Genomic DNA, 16,919 nt, shown 5'->3' on the forward strand with positions numbered 1-16,919 from the left:
CTCGTGTATTCCTGTAAGATAACGCTACAGAAGTCCCAATCGACGGCTGATCTCACTGCCTAGCTTTCGTTTCACGTAAATTTCACCAATTTGGTGCGGATCTTTCACGATAACGGAGCGATTATTCGTACGAATTACCACATACTTTTCATTATTTTTATCCAAACCACAGATCAAATCAGATGAGGCTTCTACAAAGATAGCTACCACTGTTTTCCCATCTATTTTTTTCAACGAAATTTTTGGAAATGGGGTCACAAAGGGTGACGTCTTATCTTGGATGTATTGCGTAATAGCTAGAATGTATTTGTCCGGGTCTCCGTACTGCTCGATCTCATGATCAATCCCGCACACTGTCCCCTCATCTGTAATGCCTAAAAATAAATTCCCATTGTTTGAATTCGCAAACGCCACAATAGACTTAATAATTCCCGTCTTCGAATAAAGAAAGTCGCGTTTGAATTCAATCATGTCGTTCTCACCAAGCTTTGTTGCCGTTACAGGATCATCAATTCGGCCTAAATAGCGAAAACGACTGATGGCGCCTAAGCGATAGACATACTCTTCAAATATATCAGCAGGTAGAGAAAGGTCTTCTATGCTTGCATCTGTGTTTTGCCACAATTTATATGTTTGCGGAGCAAAGCACATGTCAAACAATACGTTTCCACCGAGCGAGCGTATGTTCATACCAATGGAAGCAGGCATGGTCTTCCCCGGCTGATATGGGGCATCTGTTTCCACTTCCAATACTCCTGAATGAATTAAATAATCGAAATAATGACGCGGTAATCGTACATCATGCTTTAATATCTGACGTTCTGGCTTGCGTCGTCTGATTTCTTGGTAAAAATCAAAACGCACAGATTGTTCTTCCAGTTGGCTTACCATCGCAATCAATGAACAAATATGGCGCATGTTTCCCCTCGTTTTGTGTTAGAGTAGGTGTCATTGTTTGGTCATATTTTAACGCAACTTTTTAAGAATTGACTAGTTTTTTTGTTATTTTTGCAATTGATAGTGATGCAATATTGTTTGTAATTTAAACGAAAGTCCCATTTGTCCGCTAATTTTCAGCTTGCCCGTTACCAAAGCAACTGTGGGATTCAAGCGTCCCTCTACGAGCTTAATAAAATCTTTATCAGATAACTCCAGCGTGCAGCCCGCTTCCCTTGTCACATCCATCGTATAGTCCGCTTGATTATCGGCAAAAACCACCTCGTAGGTGCCCCCCTCTTTTCCACTTAGGACAAAATGGTAAACCGCATGTAATCCAGCGATCCCTTGTGGCTGGGTGTTTATTCTATTCGATAAATCCTGAAGAGTTTTTTGTACCTGCATGCTCACTTCTCCTTGCTTGCTATGTATAAGAACCGCTTTCGGTAAAAAAAGAAAGCCGGGTGTTTACCGGCTTACTTTACACGGACAGCTGTGCCTGTGGCAATAACCATCATCATACCTTCCCGCAATGTTTCGAAGTCGAGATCAATCCCAATCACTGCGTTTGCACCTAATGCCCGTGCTTTTTCTTTCATTTCACGCAAGGCCAGTTCACGACCTTCTGCGAGCTTACTCTCATACGACCCACTTCTGCCTCCGATGATGTCCGTAATTCCTGCGAGAAAGTCACGGACTACGTTTGCACCCATGATTACCTCTCCGCTGACGATATCCAAATACTCTACTACTTCTTTTCCTTGGATCATGCTGGTAGTAGTTACGATCATGTCATTGCCTCCTCATGTTGCTCTATTCACAATATATATTACGTACCATAAAATAATCGGTTGCAAAGAAAGATCTAAACCTGTCCAAAAGTGTATGCGCATTACTTGCAAACTATACTTTTCCTATCCCATTGTAGAAGTAAGTGTTTTGGATAATTTTGCAGCTGAGGAGCCTAAACTTGCTTCAGCGATTAATTCCCGCCAGGACCTAGCGAAGAAGTCTGGTGTTTGGTACCCATTCACATGGCCAACAGCTGCAGATACAAAAACATCGAGAACGTTTGTTGGACGTGTAATAAGCGAAATGTATTCCTGAATCTGTTCATCCGAAATCGTAGAGATCAAAACAAACTCGTCCCCTGCATAACGACATAAGTAATCCCCCTGTTCTTCAGCCAAAGAAGAGAGAACCGATGAATAGGTGCGGATGACATCATCCCCGAATGGATGACCATGCAGCTTATTAATTCGGCCAAAGTCGTTCAAATCGATGAAAAGCAAATGGAAAGGTTTACGCTCCTTTAAAAAATTTTCCCCAATAAACTGGATGTAGGGAGCGCGATACAAACCCGATAATGGGTCTCGATATTCTGCTATTTTCATCTCTACGATTTCTTTTGTGATGAATCCGATCAGTTGATCCTCTTGCATGACCAAAGCCAGACCATTTTGTTCTTGATGAAGGGCGTGATAGGCCTCCCAAACATTGTGATTGGCAGACAGGTAGAACGGCTGACTGCTCATGGCATCGGCAACGATTCGGTTAGGATGAGCGGAGAGCACGTCTCTTGTCGTAACCATTCCCAGCACCTCTCCGTGATCCATGACAACTAACGAATCAACTTGAGATTCGTTCATTCGCTCCGCCGCATAAGAGACACTTTTGTCAGAGGTGATGGTACAAATCGTCGTCGTCATGATGTCGGAGATGTTCATAATAGATCCACCTCTCGTTGAACAGACAATGCTATTTTTAATTCAGATCGTAGAACCATGGAGTCGCTAATCATGCGCTCTGCCTCTTCCAAAATGATTTTCATTAATAATTTTTCATCAATCATTTGCAAAAGGGTATTTCTTAACAAGACTGCCTCAATCTTCGGATGATTCATCTTTATTAAGGTAAACTGCTCTGGGGAAAGTGCATCCGCCATTCTCCTTACAGCCTCAGGACCAATTGGTGCTTTCCGTCCGATGATCAACAGATCCTGCATCGGAGGGACTTCAAACTCGGATATTTTTAAGGAAAGCGTTGCTTTCCGGGAATATACGTTGTTATCACTAGCCATAAAAATTCCTCCAATTCTGCATTGCCCTCTTATTCGTTCGGCAAACTGCCTGGTCTACCAAACAAGTATCCCTGGCCGATTGCAACGCCCAATAAAGAAGCACAAGCAAAATCCTCTTCTTCTTCAACTCCTTCGAGAATGAGTTGAGGTGCATCTTTGCAAAAATCGACAAACAATTTTACAGTCTTTTGCTTTTCTAATGAACTCGAGAGTTCTTGCGAAAAAAAGCGGTCAATCTTAATGTAATCAGGCGAGATATCTTCAATTTTACCGAATATGTTTGCGCCATCTCCGACATCATCCAACGCAATTAGGAACCCCAACTTTTTCAGTTCAGCTATACGTCGTGTAAAAATGGGTTCGCTCCAGCATTCTCCTTCCATAATGGATTCATTGATCTCCAAAACGATTTGGGTTAAAAAGGGACGGAAGGAACGAGCAATCTTTTGAATGAAGCCAGGAAATGTGTCTTCTATTATGGTAGAAGGAAAAATATTCACGAATAAAAGCTCGTTTTTGTGTTCAATCGACGAATGAAAAAAAGTCAAGAGCGCATAATGCAGGGAATGGGCGTCGAGTTCTGGCAGCATTTTGTTTTCCTTCGCCGAAGAAAACAATGCCTCTGGATGGATCCCCGCTTTATTGCGAAGTAATACTTCATACCCTATCCTACTTTTCTCAGGAAGTTGACATATTGGCTGAAATGCGTGGTAGTACTCTTTTTTCTTAAATAATTCTGCAATGCTCTCCATCAATTTTCCTTTCCCTTTCCTAGCAAGTATGAACACAAAGAAAAAGCTTCTTCCATGCCAAGGTATTCTACGCCATGGAAGTGCTGGGAAATGTACCTACATGCACGAGCAAAAGAAATTCTACTCTCTGTGGATATTTCTAGTCATTACACCAACTAGGTAATAAAGATTACAAATATCTGCAGACATTTCGACAATATATGTCTTTGTCCCTACTTATTCGCCAGCATTATGCATATTCCTTTCCAGATCATACTAATTGTTTCAAATTAATTAGGAACATTGTACGTATAATGGCTATTTTTTATCGTTATATTTTCGCAAAATGATAGATGTATCAAGTAATTCCACAACTTGTAAACGTACGGAATCACTTGAAATTCATGCAAATAAATTTTTTATGCTTGTTCCGTCGTGAGCAGCTATCGAGTCTTTTTCATATGGTATGAAAAATGGGTATCGTCTTCATTTAAAGGGAGGAAAGAAGGCCAGTGGTCAAGACCTCAACGTACACACTGCAAGTGCAGGAAGGCCACTTGTTTACGATTACGCTAGTGGCAAATCCCTCTACAGGCTACCAGTGGGACTTGTCTAATCCAGTGGATGCTCGCTTTTTATCGTTGCATGCGAATCATTTTGTTCCTCCATCATCGCCAGCACGTATTGGGCAAGAGGGGCATCAAGTGATGTCCTTTCAGGCTTTGCGGCGAGGAATGACGTCGATTTCAGTGAAGTATTGCCGGCCTTGGGATAATGGGGAATGTGGGGAGTTTGTGTTTTATGTTGTTACGATTGTGTAGGGGTAGGTTTCAAAAGTATTTACTGTTATTTACTTTTTAGTGAAGTGGTTAGTCTGTATGTGGTGTGTTTATTTACTGGCGCATGCAGACTAACCAATTTTCCTCGAATACTTGACTAATTGGCATTTGGACAGGCGTTGACATCTTTGCAGCGTGACCATGCAGCAAAGAAAACTGTGCATCGTGACAACAATAGTCGACGAACCAAAATCGAGGGAACCGAGAAGGAGCATGGTCAGCCTACTGATTCAAACTGCGCATTGCATATTGAAAATCACCCATACATATTTGGTGTAATTTGGATGAAGTGAATAATATGGGATTCATTGCTTTATCTGCATTGTTCCTTAACCCTATTCTGGCTATTTTGTTCTTCGTTACTTTACATTTAAGAAAATTATCAACAATAAGCATTATAGGAAATGCAGTCTTTGGCTCATTAATGATCTTGTGGATCTTTTTTTCATATGGATTGTTTATTATGGCAAGATAATTGAATCAACAGCTGGAAGAATTGCCTTTTATTTTTCCATCTCTTTTGTTTAGGAAATAGGCAAATTCTACTGAATGCCAATCGAATCGCATCCGCATCATATCCGGATTCTACATATGGGAGCAACCTAACAGAAAGCCTTCCACAAAAAAGTATTGAATCAAGATTCTTAGATGACGAAATAGCTTCATTAACAATCGTCTAGGTAATTAATCCCAGCAACATTTTGTCTCAAAAATGTTGTACTAGTAAATTTTATTGCCACCTTAGGATCTATTTTTATTCATTTACTCTACTTGATTATTGAATACTGTCTCGCTTTATTATGTTATTAACTTTAGTCCCCTCTTTTAAAGAATGGTTTACTTAATCCCCTACTTGTTTTATCCCTTTATCCGATACTGTGTTCTGCATTGATCATATCTCCGCTCCATTAAAAGTAGCCCTCGGTCCAAAGCTCTGTAGCGAATTGCTTCTGTTACATGTGCAGCATCTACACGGGACGCCCCATCTAAATCTGCAATTGTCCTCGCTACCTTTACAATTCTATCGTACGCTCTTGCACTTAAACCTAATGTCTCGAAGGCAAGCTGCAACATCTCCTGTCCTTCCTTATCTAGTTGCGCAAATTGGCGCAGCTCTTCTCCATTCATCACACTGTTTAAAGGAAATCCAGGACGATATTGGTATCTTTCGCAGTGAACAGCTCTCGCTTGTACTACTCGAAGTTGAAAGTCTTTTGAGGATTTCTCTGCTTTTCTGTTGTGAATAAGTTGAACGGGTACTCTCGGCACCTCGATGTGCAGATCGATGCGGTCTAGCAAGGGACCCGAGAGCTTTGAGCGGTATTTGTAGCTTTGTTGATGAGAGCATGAGCAGGTTTGCTTCTCTCGAGTACCGAAGAATCCGCACGGACAAGGTTGAAGATAATACCCTTGGAATATCATTTAAAAAGGAAACACCCTTTTCTCCATTTATTGACATGATAGATGATAGTCCTGGTGGTCGCCTTAGAGCAGCACGTACAACAAAACAGATGTACTTGGTTGATCTTGCCGCTGCCACAGGATTGTGTACAAGGACAATTGGATTAGCAGAAGCTAATAAATTGAAAGTATCGCCACCTAGCCTAAGACGACTTTCCAAAGTGCTTGGTGTCTCAGTTGCTTTTCTCGGTTGTTTTGAGAAACTGCCGGAATCAACTTTAGAGCAACGTATTATTAAAGCGCGCTTGTACTATGGGTACACCAAGAGAGAATTTTCTGCGCTTATAGGAATAAGTGAACGCACTCTATACGAATGGGAACATGATCGCAAGATTCCACCCCCGACGCCCTTAAATGACCTATCGAAGTATTTGGCTGTATTAATGAAGGAATAGAATAAAGACGGTCCTTACTTTAATAACTGATCATCTACTGCTCGAAAAGATTAAGTAGCATTCAGTAAGATTCAATGCTTCAAAGTGATGGAATATAGCAACTAACACGGCGAGGCACCTCCTATAAAACAGGTAGGTGCCTCGTACATTTATTGACGCTCTTCTATTCTGAAAGAATAAAGTCAACGAATACTGGCGATCGTAGCATGCCACTCTTTGTCCAGTTTCGCATTTTAACGCGCGTTTAATCTGAGGCTGAATGTAATGTAAACATTCTCCCGATCCTTGCCTGTGATGATTGATTTTGCAACAATTGCGTGCGTCCCATAAGTCTTTACCTCGGCCGTCAATGTACGCCATTTTCTTATGGTTAGAGTGTCCGCAACCGCTCGGTCCAGGATAGCTTTACGTTCCATAAGAGTCAATCCTCAAAGGTCAGCTCCATCATAATGTAGCATAATACAACATATAATATTGGTATTGGCCCAAAAAGTTGGTATGCTCCCACCAAGAGTTGATATATCCTTTAAAAGTTCCTCCTGAAGCCACTAAATCCGTTTTTCTGGAGGTACCTCTCTAAACGCTAATTACTCATAATAGCGAAAAACGCCCGAATTTGAGGATTCGAGCGTTACTTTACATAATAACTATATTGTCACCCAATCTTCCTGTTTTGGAGGAACTTTTTAATTCGTTGTTACATTAAGTTGAAGTAATGCAGAAGATTCTCCGGACTTATCCATTGTTACTTTATAATCAAACTGACCACTACCGATGTCCTTATTAACAGGGATCATTGTCATGTTGTGTTTTACATCAGTTCGGAGGTCGTCATTACCAAAATCGTAGTTATAATACGCAGCCCAAGCGGTTTGTGTAATTTTTGAGTTATCCGAGTTGTATTTATAATTAGGGAACGATTGACCATTTTTATACCAGTGTGTATCAAACTCCGAAGGATTGGCTGCCCATGTGTTAAAGGTACTACTCGAACACTCCAACAAGCCGTCATTATCTTCACTCCAGGACATCGAAATTTTGGATGCAGCGGTTTCAATTCGAACTGGATCTTCTGTTGAAGCTCTCAGCCATCCCTTGTAGTAATTTTTAGCAGCGAGAAGTTGGTTTTCAGAAGAACCTACTTCGTCATTAGATAATTCCTCTTCTGATTCTTCTTCCATCAACTCTTCTTCACTTGGTTTGTAATCTAATGGTTTTGTTATGTAAGTTCCATTTTCTGTATCAATTTGAATTTGATAAGCCTCAATTATCCCGTCTGCTGTAGCTCTTCCTTCAATAGAGACTTGACCTTCTCCATCTCCGGTTTCACGATACTCTACTTTTTTTAAGATGATTTTACTTCTTGATTCAGCATCCAATTTCATGACTTTGTTCTCTTTACCAAGAGCAGTAAATGCGGTTAAAAAAGAAAGTGATAAGACTACTGGAACTACTATCCACTTTTTTGACATTTGATTCCCTCTCCATATTCACTATTTTTTTACATTCTAGTAATATATTATAATATATATCTTGGAAAAGAGAAGGAGTATTTACATTTTTTGAAAAGAGGGTGAGCAACGTGAAATCTAGTTCTATGTTTAGTCTATCGCTGATATGTGGTTTGCTTGCTTCTGTAGGAACAATTATTCTTTGGTACATTTTGCTTTACGACAAACCAACTGTCTCTGTATTTACCGCACTTTGTTTGTTACTTCCCGCGATATTTGGTTTAATTACCTCGTTCCTAAAACAACCGCTTATCATTATTTCTTTTGTGGTCTCCTTACCTCTAAGTCTTTACTTATTGTTGTCAGGAGATATGTTTACTTTATTTTTTGTTTCCTCAATTTTGTATTTAATATCTGCAGCTTTTAAATGGAAAATATCAAAGGTAAATTGGAACTAATGAAAATAAGAGAGTCCCTCGAGATGAACTGACCCCTGTCAAGTAGACAGGAAATAAAAAAGACACTCTAAGCAACCCGAGTTCGGAATTCATACGGACTCAGGTTGTTTAATTTGTGCTGAAAACGCTCACGGTTGTAAAAATGGATGTAATGTTTGACTTCACGTTTCACTTCGTCAACTGTACGGAACGTACAGCGGTTAAAGCACTCGGATTTAAAATGGCTAAAGAAGTTCTCCATACATGCATTGTCCCAGCAGTTTCCCTTTCGGGACATACTGGCTACCATCTTGTATTTCTTAATCAAGTTGTTATATGGACGGGATGTGTATTGGAACCCTTGATCACTATGGAGCAGGATTCCTCGAACATTTCGTTTCTTTTTAGCCTTTTTGAGAGTATCTATAACGAGCTTCAAATCGTTTCTTCGGCTTATCTGATAAGCGATGATCTCGTTGTTATATAGATCTTTAATGACGGATAGATACAGTCTTTGTCCATTAAAAATCAGATAAGTAATGTCGGTGACCCATTTCTCACTTGGCTTCCCTGCATGGAAATTCCTGTTCAGAAGATTGTCTGAGATTACGTACGCTTCTTTTTTGCCGTAATAAGGCCTTTTCTTGCGAATAATCGCTTGAAGCCCCATAACCTTCATTAATCGATGAATACGTTTGCGGTTTATATGCTGTTCATATTTCTTCTCGATCCATACTTTAATCCGACGATACCCATAGATTATGAAAACACTCTGCGATCTTCTCCTTTACCTGCTCATCTTCAAGCTGCTTTGGAGAGGTGATGGCTTGCCTTTTCATCCATCTGTAATATCCACTTCTGGAGACTTCGGCTAGATCGCATAAAAGCAGAATGCTATATCCTTGATTAGCTAAATCATTGACGATAGCAAACCTTTTGCTTTCAGGTACAGAATCCATTCCACCTTTCACATCTGCAAGAGCTTTTTTAACAATGCGTTTTCCGCTTCTAATCTCTTGATTTTAGTCTCAGGATCCTCCGGATTCGTTCTGGGTATACCTATACTAGGCCCTTTTGCTTTTCCTCGTTTCTCTTCAAGACCCGTCATTCCTTCCGTTTGATAATGTGCAACCCACCGACGCACTACAGAAGTTTCGATACCTAATTCTTTTGCTACGGTTTTATAACCCATTCCATCTCTCAAATATAAATCCACTGCTTTTTTCTTAAAGGCAGCGTCAAAAGTTCTTCTGATTTTTCCCATGAGAAAATCCCCCCATAATAGACTGAAGTGACCCAGTAAATTGAGACAAGGAAAAAGCACCTCCTGAATCGTATTCCAAATATGATTCTAAGGAGGTGCTTCTTTATGGGCACAAGAGTGCATTACCCAGAAGAAGTAAAATGGCAAGTGGTAAAGATGAAGCAAGCAGGCATTTCAAATAAAGAGATTTTAGAACAGTTAGCGATCAGGGACGTAAAGCAAATTAAGACCTGGATGAAGTGGTACCGGAATGGTGAAACACATCGATTTTCCCAACCTGTAGGCAAGCAATATAAGTATGGAAAAAGTTGTTCAGATCACTTAGATGGGATAGCGCAAAGGGATTTAAAAATTCGCCAATTGGAGTTGCAAATTGAAGTCTTAAAAAAGTATCAGGAACTACAGAGGGGGTGGAAAAATCAAAATTAATTGAGGTTGTAGAGAGCTTTCGGGGAAGAACCTCTACCGCGGATGTCCTTAAACTGTTTGGTGTGCCACGGGCGACCTACTATCGTTGGAGAGCCAAACTTAAAAATAAGGAAACAGAACTTGATTCTTTAATTGAGCAGCTGTGCCAAAAATATCGCTATCGTTTCGGCCATAGAAAGATACGTGCCTTACTGGATCGTAATCATAACATATATGTAAATCGTAAGACGGTCCAAAAGATTATGCAAAAGAAAAACCTTCAATGCCGTATCAAGCCAAAGCGTAAGTCGTTCATCAACGGGGAAACGAAGATCATTGTAGCAAATGAACTTAACCGACAATTTACTGCTTCTAAACCAAATGAAAAGTGGGTAACGGATATTACGTATTTACCTTACGGTCAAAACATGTTGTATTTATCTACGATCATGGATTTATATAACAACGAGATCATTGCTTACAGAATAAGTGACCGACAAGATGTTTCTTTGGTGCTGGAGACCTTAGAGGAAGCAATAGATACTAGAGAGGCAGCTGGTGTCCTTCTCCATAGCGATCAAGGATCAGTTTATACTTCATACGCATTTCAAAACAAAGCAAAAGAAAAAAGCATTACCACGAGCATGTCCCGAAAGGGAAATTGCCATGATAATGCCGTCATTGAATCCTTCCACTCCTCGCTAAAGTCGGAAGAATTCGCCTCTCCAAAAAGAGAGATCCTAACAAACCTAATGGTAATGGAAAAAGTGGCAAATTACATCTGTTTTTATAACCAAGATCGAATTCAGGAAAAATTGAACTACCTATCTCCATACGAGTATGGGAAACAGGTAGCCTAGGTGCTTTTTCAACGTCTCATTAATTAGGGTCAGTCCAGACAGAGTAAGGTGCTTACTTTTTTCTGTCCACTATGAGGGGATCATATCCGAAGGGCTCTTTTGTTTGATGAAAGGAAGCAGCTCGCTACCCTTTTTATGACAGGGTGAGGTTCTCAAATGATATCATTACCGACGACTTTACTTAACATATCTCGAAGGGTCTAAAGTAAATACCCATTAAAATTTGGGAGAAACATATTTTTACTACCTGATGGATTAAAAATATTTCAATTGATGATGTTAAAAGAATTTATTATTTTATCAGTTGTTGAGGAATATTTGTCAAGCTCTCCATCTAAGCAGGTAAATCCTAGTACATACCCCATATTGCCTTTAAATACAACAGTCATTTGATGCGATAAATCTACATTATCTCGCTTTTCTCTTAAAAGGATCTGAAGAGCTGGAAGCTCATTTATTGTTAAGTCGGAAGTATTAAGAACTTCAATACCAGGTGTCTGCTTCTTAATAGTCTCAATCATTCCATCTCTATAGTTTTCCATAGGAGATGTAGCTTCCTCTGGCAATGTAAACGCCTTTACAGTTATATTTTCTGTATAAACGTCTTGTTCACTCTCTTTTGGCGAGTTAAATAGAACATTTACATTTTTCCGCGTTGTGTCAACAATCCAGTCTTTTGGATATGAAATAGTGAATTTATTAGTTTTATCTTCGTATTTTATGAATTCAGTCGTCTCAACTGGTTTATTAGTTTGGGAACAGCCTGACATCAAAGTCACCACAAAAATGATTTGTATTAAGATTCTCAGATGACGTGGTACTCTCATATTATTCCTCCAGTTAGTCATATCTTTGTTTAAAACTTTTTTCAAATCGAAGGTGCAATGTTGCATTCATTTTATCTTATAGTACCACCTTGGGTTCTATATGCGTTAGCTCGTTCACGAGCTGCGTCTTGAGCCTTTTTGTCCTTGTTTTTTTCTGCCTCTCTATAATTATTTTTTTCTTTTAGTATTTTATCATTCAATTCTTTAATACGATCTATAGTTGTCTCTATACTTGACATGCCACCTTTTTCTCGTGCATCTTTGGCAACTGCTTTTGCTTTTTCCTTTCCATCTTTATCACCTACTCGGTTAGCGGCTTCCCAAGCTACCTTTGCTTTTAGAATACGATCATTTTGAAACGCCACATTATTCATATATTTATCAATTGTTTGTTTTTCTTTGTATGGAAAGTCACTATAAGTTTTTTTGTTACTTAGATTTATATACTCATTAATTTTTTTACCCGACTCCTTAACTCGACTTTTTTCTTTCTCAACATATTCGGCTAATCCTGGTGATACTCCAATCTTTGAATCTGCAAGTGAAATTACATAACCTGTAGTTAATCCAGCCATTATTGCCGTAGTTTTTTTATTCTCTGGTGTTAGTCGCATATAAGCTGGTGTTACTGCAATTGCATTCACCAATGCCGATGAACCTAGTTCAGATATTATAGCCCCTGTAGCAGCCTCTGTAACAGATTGCGCAATCGATTTATCACTCCCAAACTTGGTATCACCTTTAGAGATATTAGCTGCGGCATCGTAATAAACATCAGCTGTTGATACCCCTAGTCCAATAATTTTCGATATTGGTCCTGGAAGGGACGAATTACCTAATAAGGCTTGTCCGCCAGTTTCAACTGAGGTAGTCACCACTGTTCCAGCTATAGCGCTAATTGCAGCTTCACTGCCTGCCTCCCCCCACGTCTTTCCAGTATTAGGTGGAATCGGCGGACCATGCATTACTCCTTTGTTATTTGATGTTTGAGCTTGTTTAGGCACCATAGCTGCTAAATTTCTTGCCGCATCACTAACGTCAACTCTATCTGCACTAGTTTTTTGTACGGATGTCTTTGCTGCGTTGGTATTACTTTGTTGGGTACTATTAGTCTTCGGTGGAATCGGCGGACCATGCATTACTCCTTTGTTATTTGATGTTTGAGCTTGTTTAGGCACCATAGCTGCTAAATTTCTTGCCGCATCACTAACGTCAACTCTATCTGCACTAGTTTTTTGTACGGATGTCTTTGCTACGTTGGTATTACTTTGTTGGGTACTATTAGTCTTCGGTGGAATGGGTGGACCATGCATTGTTCCCGTGTTATTTGATGTTTGAGCTTGTTTAGGCACCGTAGCTGCTAAATTTCTTGCCGCTTCACTAATGTCAACTCTATCTACACTAGTTTTTTGTACGGATGATTTCGATAAGTTTGTATTGCTTTGTTGAGCGCTACTAGAAGTTATAGACGATTTTTTTGCTTCTGCTTGGGCTTTTGCCTCTAAAGCTTGACGGCGTTCTAATCTTGCATCTCTTCTGTCTTCATTACGTTCGCTACGAGATAATCCCATAAATGCCTCCAAATACTTATAATTTAGCTTCAATATATTACTATCAATCTTATATCTTGATAAAGTTTAATGTTTCGACATTATTTCACTTAATTCGACAAAATGTTTTTGATTCTAATGAATTTCATATGATAAATACTCACCTATATCATTCGACAAAACATTTCTAACGAAGTTATAAATTACGAAAACTCTATGACAAATAAAGTATGTGAGCAATTCCATGAAGTTATGGATTTAGAAAAATAAAGTAACAAAAACAACCCGCTCAGATTTATCACTAGGCGAGTTGTTTGCTGCTTTTCCATCTCTTTTGCTTAGGAAATGATCAATTTCAACCGAATTCCATTCGAATCGCATCCGCATCATATCCGGATTCTACATTTGGGAGCAACCTAACAGAAAGCTCATCACAAAAAGCATTGAATCAAGATTCTTAGATGACGACATGCTTCATTAACAATCCTCCAGGTAATTAATTCCGGCTATTACAGTAATTTTGCCTCAAAGATGTTGCACTAGTAAATTTAATTACCACCTTGGGATCTACTTTTATTCGTTACTCTGCTTGATTTTTGAATACTATCTCGCTTTAACTTGTTTTATCCCTTAATCAGATACTGTGTTCTGCATTGGTCATAAGTCGGGCTCCATTAAAAAAGTAGCCCTCGGTCCAAGGCTCTGTAGCGAATTGCTTCTGCTACATGTGCAGCATCTACACGATAAGCCCCATCTAAATCTGCAATTGTCCTCGCCACTTTCACAATTCTATCGTATGCTCTTGCACTCAAACCTAATGTCTCGAAGGCAAGCTGCAGCATCTCCTGTCCTTCCGTATCCAGCTGGGCGAATTGTCGAAGCTCTTCACCATTCATCACACTGTTAAAAGGACATCCAGTACGATTGTGGTATCTTTCGCATTGAACAGCCCTCGCCTGTTCTACTCGACGTTGAATGTCTTTTGAGGACTCCTCTGCTTTTCTGTTGTGAAGAAGTTGAACGGGTACTCTCGGCACCTCGATGTGCAGATCGATGCGGTCTAGCAAGGGACCTGAGAGCTTTGAGCGGTATTTGTAGATTTGTTGAGGAGAGCAAGAGCAGGTTTGCTTCTCTCGAGTACCAAAGAATCCACAAGGGCAAGGTTGAAGATAATACCCTTGGAATATCATTTAAAAAGGAAACACCGTACTCCCCTTTTATGGACATCGAAGATGATAGTCCTGGTGGCCGTCTTAGAGCAGCACGTACAGCAAAGCAGATGTACTTGATCGATCTTGCCGCTGCAACAGGTTTGTGTACAAGAACAATTGGATTTGCAGAAGCAAATAAATTAAAAATTTCGCCTCCTAGCCTAAGACGACTTTCCAAAGTTCTTGGTGTCTCAGTTGCTTTTCTCGGTTGTTTTGAGAAACTGCCGGAATCAACTTTTGGGCAACGTATTATTAAAGCACGCTTGTACTATGGGTACACAAAGAGAGAATTTGCTGTGCTTTTAGGAATAAGTGAGCGCACTCTATACGAATGGGAACATGACCGCAAGATTCCACCCCCGGCGCCCTTAAATGACCTATCGAAGTATTTGGATATATTAATGAAGGAATAATATTTAGATTGCAATTTTTTTGCTTTGAACATATATGTTCGATAAGGACTTTAACAAAGGACCATTTACCGCTCGCAAAGATTTTGTAGCATTCAGCGAGATTCAATCGTTTGAAGTTATGGAATATACCAAATAACACGGCGAGGCACCTCCTTTAAACCAGGAAGGTGCCTCTTTTTTATTGATTAGCAATCTCTTCGATACATTCTGGTATGTCGTTTTTCGGACTGCCAACCATTGCTGGAACAGGGTAGGCTTTCATCTCTTCGTGATCATATGGTACTAGCAACGATTGTAACAAATCAGCATCGAACTTTTCACGATCAAGCCAGATTGCTTCGTCCTGTTCATTCAAGATAACAGGCATCCGGTCATGAATATCAGCCACAACTTCATTAGGCTTGGTCGTGATGATCGTACAGGAGTGCAGCTTATCTCCTTCTGGACTTGTCCAGGTATCGTATAAGCCAGCGAATGCAAACGGTTCGCCTGTCTTCATCATGATACGCATCGGCCGCTTTTCCTTTCCGACCTTCTTCCATTCGTAAAAGCCATCCGCCGGGATGATGCAGCGCTTTCGGGCAAAAAGATTTTTAAATGCGGGTTTCTCCCGTAATGTCTCCGATTTCGCATTGATCATCTTGTATCCAACTTTTTCGTCTTTGGACCAGAATGGAACCAATCCCCATTTTAGCTGACCGATCCGTCGCTTACCTTGATCGGAAATAATAGCAGGGATTAATTGACCCGGTGCGATATTGTATCGTGGCTGCATATCAAAAGGTATAACCTCAATTTGAAACCTTGCATTCCACAGCTCCAAGTTTGTCACCAGCGTAAAACGTCCGCACATACGCTCACCTCTTAGTACAATCATAGCCGAATGACTACTTGGTAAACCAGCTCTAAGCAGTAGAATGAAATCAACAAATACTGGTGATCGCAGCATGCCGCTCTTTGTCCAATTCCGCATTTTGACGCGTGCTTTAATTTGAGGCTGAATGTAAACCTAATCGCGATTCTCGCCAGTGACAATTGATTTTGATACGCCATAGAATACCTCTCAAATGAGAAGGCTTAAATCTTACTTTTCACAAGCAACTCCGTCTTTGTCACGATCTAACTTCTCTCTGTACCCAGGCTCACCTCTGTAAAGAGGAGCTGCGCCTGCTGCTTTTGCCTCACTGCAGTTAGCATAATACACTTCCTGTACTGGCTGCTGGGGTTGGGGATTAGGCTTCGGTGAAGTTTGGGTAGCCACTATGTTTTTACTGGGCTCCGGTTCGTTCTTTTTTACAACATCCGAATGGTACCCATCCTCTTGGGCGTAGTTTTCAATTGACCAAATTCCAACTCCGGCTTTTTGAGCTTGTTCTTGAATTTTACGGTACTGTTCAACATATTTGACGTTAGGTACGTACACATACGCGACGCGTGCCAACCCCTTTTCCAGCAATTGCTCTTGAACCGATTTACCATCTACATAAATGTAGTAGAGAAGTCGTCCATATTTGTCAGGACCATTATTTACATCCTGTTCAAGCTCCACAGTCTTTTCAGTAAGGAGTTGCTTCGTGAAGTCGCTCGCTTCTTTACCAAATGGTTGTACCCCGTATTTAGGGTGCTTCGTTTCAGGAGTATCGACTAGAAGAAAACGTACAGTCTCTTCTTTGTCGTCTATTTTTACTTTGATAGTATCTCCATCCACCACTTCCAGGACCTTTGCTTGAATCCGTTGTGCATTCTGTGTAGTATTTACATCGGTAGCCGAAGCCGAAACTCCCTGCTGATCTGTCGTTACAGTTTGAGAGGAACTAACGGCCTCTGTTTTCGGTGAATTTACTGCTGCAGATGTTACATTGGCCGATTCAGTTGTATTACTTGGTTTTGGTTTATTATTGGTATCTCTGCCAGCTATCCCAATGATTAATGCTAATATGGCCCATGCTGCCCCTACACGCTTACCAATTTTCCCTAGTCGTTTCCAATCAACAAATACCATTATGTAAGGTACAAAAATCCATCCTAATATCTTTATAAATTTCAAAATAAGCCC

19 protein-coding genes are annotated in these 16,919 nt (G+C 40.2%); 4 read left to right on the top strand and 15 right to left on the bottom strand.

The genetic code is table 11. The features are described 5' to 3' along the window. Positions 1-24: 24 nt before the first annotated feature. The 6 genes from ODZ53_RS00630 to ODZ53_RS00655 form a co-directional block, all read right to left on the bottom strand. Positions 25-918, bottom strand: coding sequence for an AlbA family DNA-binding domain-containing protein (locus ODZ53_RS00630; protein ID WP_015891771.1), 894 nt, complete (start codon positions 916-918; stop codon positions 25-27). 84 nt (positions 919-1,002) lie between these two features. Then, entirely contained in the window at positions 1,003-1,341 is a 339-nt protein-coding gene (locus ODZ53_RS00635) for an SCP2 sterol-binding domain-containing protein (protein ID WP_372675552.1), read from the bottom strand. Positions 1,342-1,412: 71 nt separating this feature from the next. Then, positions 1,413-1,727, bottom strand: coding sequence for a YbjQ family protein (locus ODZ53_RS00640; protein ID WP_372675553.1), 315 nt, complete (start codon positions 1,725-1,727; stop codon positions 1,413-1,415). A gap of 123 nt (positions 1,728-1,850) precedes the next feature. Next, on the bottom strand, positions 1,851-2,663 hold the full coding sequence (locus ODZ53_RS00645; RefSeq protein WP_372675554.1) for a CBS domain-containing protein: 813 nt from the start codon (positions 2,661-2,663) through the stop codon (positions 1,851-1,853). After that, the gene (locus ODZ53_RS00650) at positions 2,660-3,016 is read right to left on the bottom strand and encodes a hypothetical protein (RefSeq protein ID WP_015891775.1); all 357 of its coding nucleotides are present in this window, start codon (positions 3,014-3,016) and stop codon (positions 2,660-2,662) included. Before ODZ53_RS00650 ends, ODZ53_RS00645 begins: the two co-directional genes overlap by 4 nt. Positions 3,017-3,045: 29 nt before the next feature. Further along, positions 3,046-3,768: an EAL domain-containing protein gene (locus ODZ53_RS00655; protein ID WP_173624810.1), complete on the bottom strand. Its 723-nt coding sequence runs from the start codon at positions 3,766-3,768 to the stop codon at positions 3,046-3,048. 491 nt (positions 3,769-4,259) lie between these two features. Between ODZ53_RS00655 and ODZ53_RS00660 the strand changes: the two genes are divergently transcribed. Continuing rightward, positions 4,260-4,568 (top strand): protease inhibitor I42 family protein, encoded by a 309-nt coding sequence (locus tag ODZ53_RS00660; protein WP_015891778.1) that lies wholly within the window; start codon positions 4,260-4,262, stop codon positions 4,566-4,568. Positions 4,569-5,444: 876 nt separating this feature from the next. On the opposite strand, the gene ODZ53_RS00665 is transcribed toward ODZ53_RS00660, so the two are convergent. After that, positions 5,445-6,008: a magnesium chelatase subunit ChlI family protein gene (locus ODZ53_RS00665; protein WP_373260539.1), complete on the bottom strand. Its 564-nt coding sequence runs from the start codon at positions 6,006-6,008 to the stop codon at positions 5,445-5,447. Here ODZ53_RS00665 and ODZ53_RS29390 point away from each other — a divergent pair. Then, positions 5,900-6,442: a helix-turn-helix domain-containing protein gene (locus ODZ53_RS29390; RefSeq protein ID WP_373260538.1), complete on the top strand. Its 543-nt coding sequence runs from the start codon at positions 5,900-5,902 to the stop codon at positions 6,440-6,442. The genes ODZ53_RS00665 and ODZ53_RS29390 overlap by 109 nt on opposite strands. A gap of 686 nt (positions 6,443-7,128) precedes the next feature. Here ODZ53_RS29390 and ODZ53_RS00680 read toward each other — a convergent pair. The 3 genes from ODZ53_RS00680 to ODZ53_RS00690 form a co-directional block, all read right to left on the bottom strand. Continuing rightward, on the bottom strand, positions 7,129-7,914 hold the full coding sequence (locus tag ODZ53_RS00680) for a hypothetical protein (RefSeq protein ID WP_372675555.1): 786 nt from the start codon (positions 7,912-7,914) through the stop codon (positions 7,129-7,131). A gap of 504 nt (positions 7,915-8,418) precedes the next feature. Then, on the bottom strand, positions 8,419-9,093 hold the full coding sequence (locus ODZ53_RS00685) for an IS3 family transposase (protein WP_372675969.1): 675 nt from the start codon (positions 9,091-9,093) through the stop codon (positions 8,419-8,421). 204 nt (positions 9,094-9,297) lie between these two features. Then, positions 9,298-9,594 carry a transposase gene (locus tag ODZ53_RS00690; RefSeq protein WP_372675556.1) on the bottom strand — a complete coding sequence of 99 codons (297 nt, stop codon included), beginning with the start codon at positions 9,592-9,594 and terminating at the stop codon, positions 9,298-9,300. Positions 9,595-9,699: 105 nt separating this feature from the next. On the opposite strand from ODZ53_RS00690, the gene ODZ53_RS00695 reads away from it, so the two are divergent. Then, a protein-coding gene (locus tag ODZ53_RS00695; protein ID WP_372675557.1) for an IS3 family transposase occupies positions 9,700-10,862 on the top strand; the annotation gives its coding sequence in 2 pieces (ribosomal slippage) (positions 9,700-9,973 and positions 9,973-10,862; 1,164 coding nt in all). Positions 10,863-11,128: 266 nt separating this feature from the next. On the opposite strand, the gene ODZ53_RS00700 is transcribed toward ODZ53_RS00695, so the two are convergent. From ODZ53_RS00700 to ODZ53_RS00710, 3 genes are all read right to left on the bottom strand, one after another. Beyond that, positions 11,129-11,689 carry a PsbP-related protein gene (locus ODZ53_RS00700; protein ID WP_372675558.1) on the bottom strand — a complete coding sequence of 187 codons (561 nt, stop codon included), beginning with the start codon at positions 11,687-11,689 and terminating at the stop codon, positions 11,129-11,131. Between the two features lie 71 nt (positions 11,690-11,760). After that, positions 11,761-13,260, bottom strand: coding sequence for a hypothetical protein (locus ODZ53_RS00705; protein WP_372675559.1), 1,500 nt, complete (start codon positions 13,258-13,260; stop codon positions 11,761-11,763). Between the two features lie 653 nt (positions 13,261-13,913). Further along, entirely contained in the window at positions 13,914-14,429 is a 516-nt protein-coding gene (locus tag ODZ53_RS00710) for a magnesium chelatase subunit ChlI family protein (protein WP_372675560.1), read from the bottom strand. On the opposite strand from ODZ53_RS00710, the gene ODZ53_RS00715 reads away from it, so the two are divergent. After that, positions 14,321-14,863 carry a helix-turn-helix domain-containing protein gene (locus ODZ53_RS00715; protein ID WP_372675561.1) on the top strand — a complete coding sequence of 181 codons (543 nt, stop codon included), beginning with the start codon at positions 14,321-14,323 and terminating at the stop codon, positions 14,861-14,863. The two genes, ODZ53_RS00710 and ODZ53_RS00715, sit on opposite strands and share 109 nt — an antisense overlap. A gap of 178 nt (positions 14,864-15,041) precedes the next feature. Here ODZ53_RS00715 and ODZ53_RS00720 read toward each other — a convergent pair whose 3' ends face one another. Both ODZ53_RS00720 and ODZ53_RS00725 read right to left on the bottom strand, forming a co-directional pair. After that, the gene (locus tag ODZ53_RS00720) at positions 15,042-15,716 is read right to left on the bottom strand and encodes an SOS response-associated peptidase (protein WP_372675562.1); all 675 of its coding nucleotides are present in this window, start codon (positions 15,714-15,716) and stop codon (positions 15,042-15,044) included. A 231-nt stretch (positions 15,717-15,947) separates the two neighbouring features. Next, complete coding sequence (locus tag ODZ53_RS00725; RefSeq protein ID WP_372675563.1) at positions 15,948-16,910, bottom strand: thermonuclease family protein; 963 nt, start codon at positions 16,908-16,910, stop codon at positions 15,948-15,950. Between the last annotated feature and the right edge of the window lie 9 nt (positions 16,911-16,919).

This window comes from Brevibacillus sp. BD137 (assembly GCF_041644655.1).
Classification (GTDB): Bacteria; Bacillota; Bacilli; order Brevibacillales; family Brevibacillaceae; genus Brevibacillus; species Brevibacillus brevis_D.

What these genes read in the sequence shown, in the direction of transcription:
- ODZ53_RS00630 (WP_015891771.1), bottom strand. Translation starts at nt 918, where the DNA reads ATGCGCCATATTTGTTCATTGATTGCGATGGTAAGCCAACTGGAAGAA.
- ODZ53_RS00635 (WP_372675552.1), bottom strand. Translation starts at nt 1,341, where the DNA reads ATGCAGGTACAAAAAACTCTTCAGGATTTATCGAATAGAATAAACACC.
- ODZ53_RS00640 (WP_372675553.1), bottom strand. Translation starts at nt 1,727, where the DNA reads ATGATCGTAACTACTACCAGCATGATCCAAGGAAAAGAAGTAGTAGAG.
- ODZ53_RS00645 (WP_372675554.1), bottom strand. Translation starts at nt 2,663, where the DNA reads ATGAACATCTCCGACATCATGACGACGACGATTTGTACCATCACCTCT.
- ODZ53_RS00650 (WP_015891775.1), bottom strand. Translation starts at nt 3,016, where the DNA reads ATGGCTAGTGATAACAACGTATATTCCCGGAAAGCAACGCTTTCCTTA.
- ODZ53_RS00655 (WP_173624810.1), bottom strand. Translation starts at nt 3,768, where the DNA reads ATGGAGAGCATTGCAGAATTATTTAAGAAAAAAGAGTACTACCACGCA.
- ODZ53_RS00665 (WP_373260539.1), bottom strand. Translation starts at nt 6,008, where the DNA reads ATGATATTCCAAGGGTATTATCTTCAACCTTGTCCGTGCGGATTCTTC.
- ODZ53_RS00680 (WP_372675555.1), bottom strand. Translation starts at nt 7,914, where the DNA reads ATGTCAAAAAAGTGGATAGTAGTTCCAGTAGTCTTATCACTTTCTTTT.
- ODZ53_RS00690 (WP_372675556.1), bottom strand. Translation starts at nt 9,594, where the DNA reads ATGGGAAAAATCAGAAGAACTTTTGACGCTGCCTTTAAGAAAAAAGCA.
- ODZ53_RS00700 (WP_372675558.1), bottom strand. Translation starts at nt 11,689, where the DNA reads ATGAGAGTACCACGTCATCTGAGAATCTTAATACAAATCATTTTTGTG.
- ODZ53_RS00705 (WP_372675559.1), bottom strand. Translation starts at nt 13,260, where the DNA reads ATGGGATTATCTCGTAGCGAACGTAATGAAGACAGAAGAGATGCAAGA.
- ODZ53_RS00710 (WP_372675560.1), bottom strand. Translation starts at nt 14,429, where the DNA reads ATGATATTCCAAGGGTATTATCTTCAACCTTGCCCTTGTGGATTCTTT.
- ODZ53_RS00720 (WP_372675562.1), bottom strand. Translation starts at nt 15,716, where the DNA reads ATGTGCGGACGTTTTACGCTGGTGACAAACTTGGAGCTGTGGAATGCA.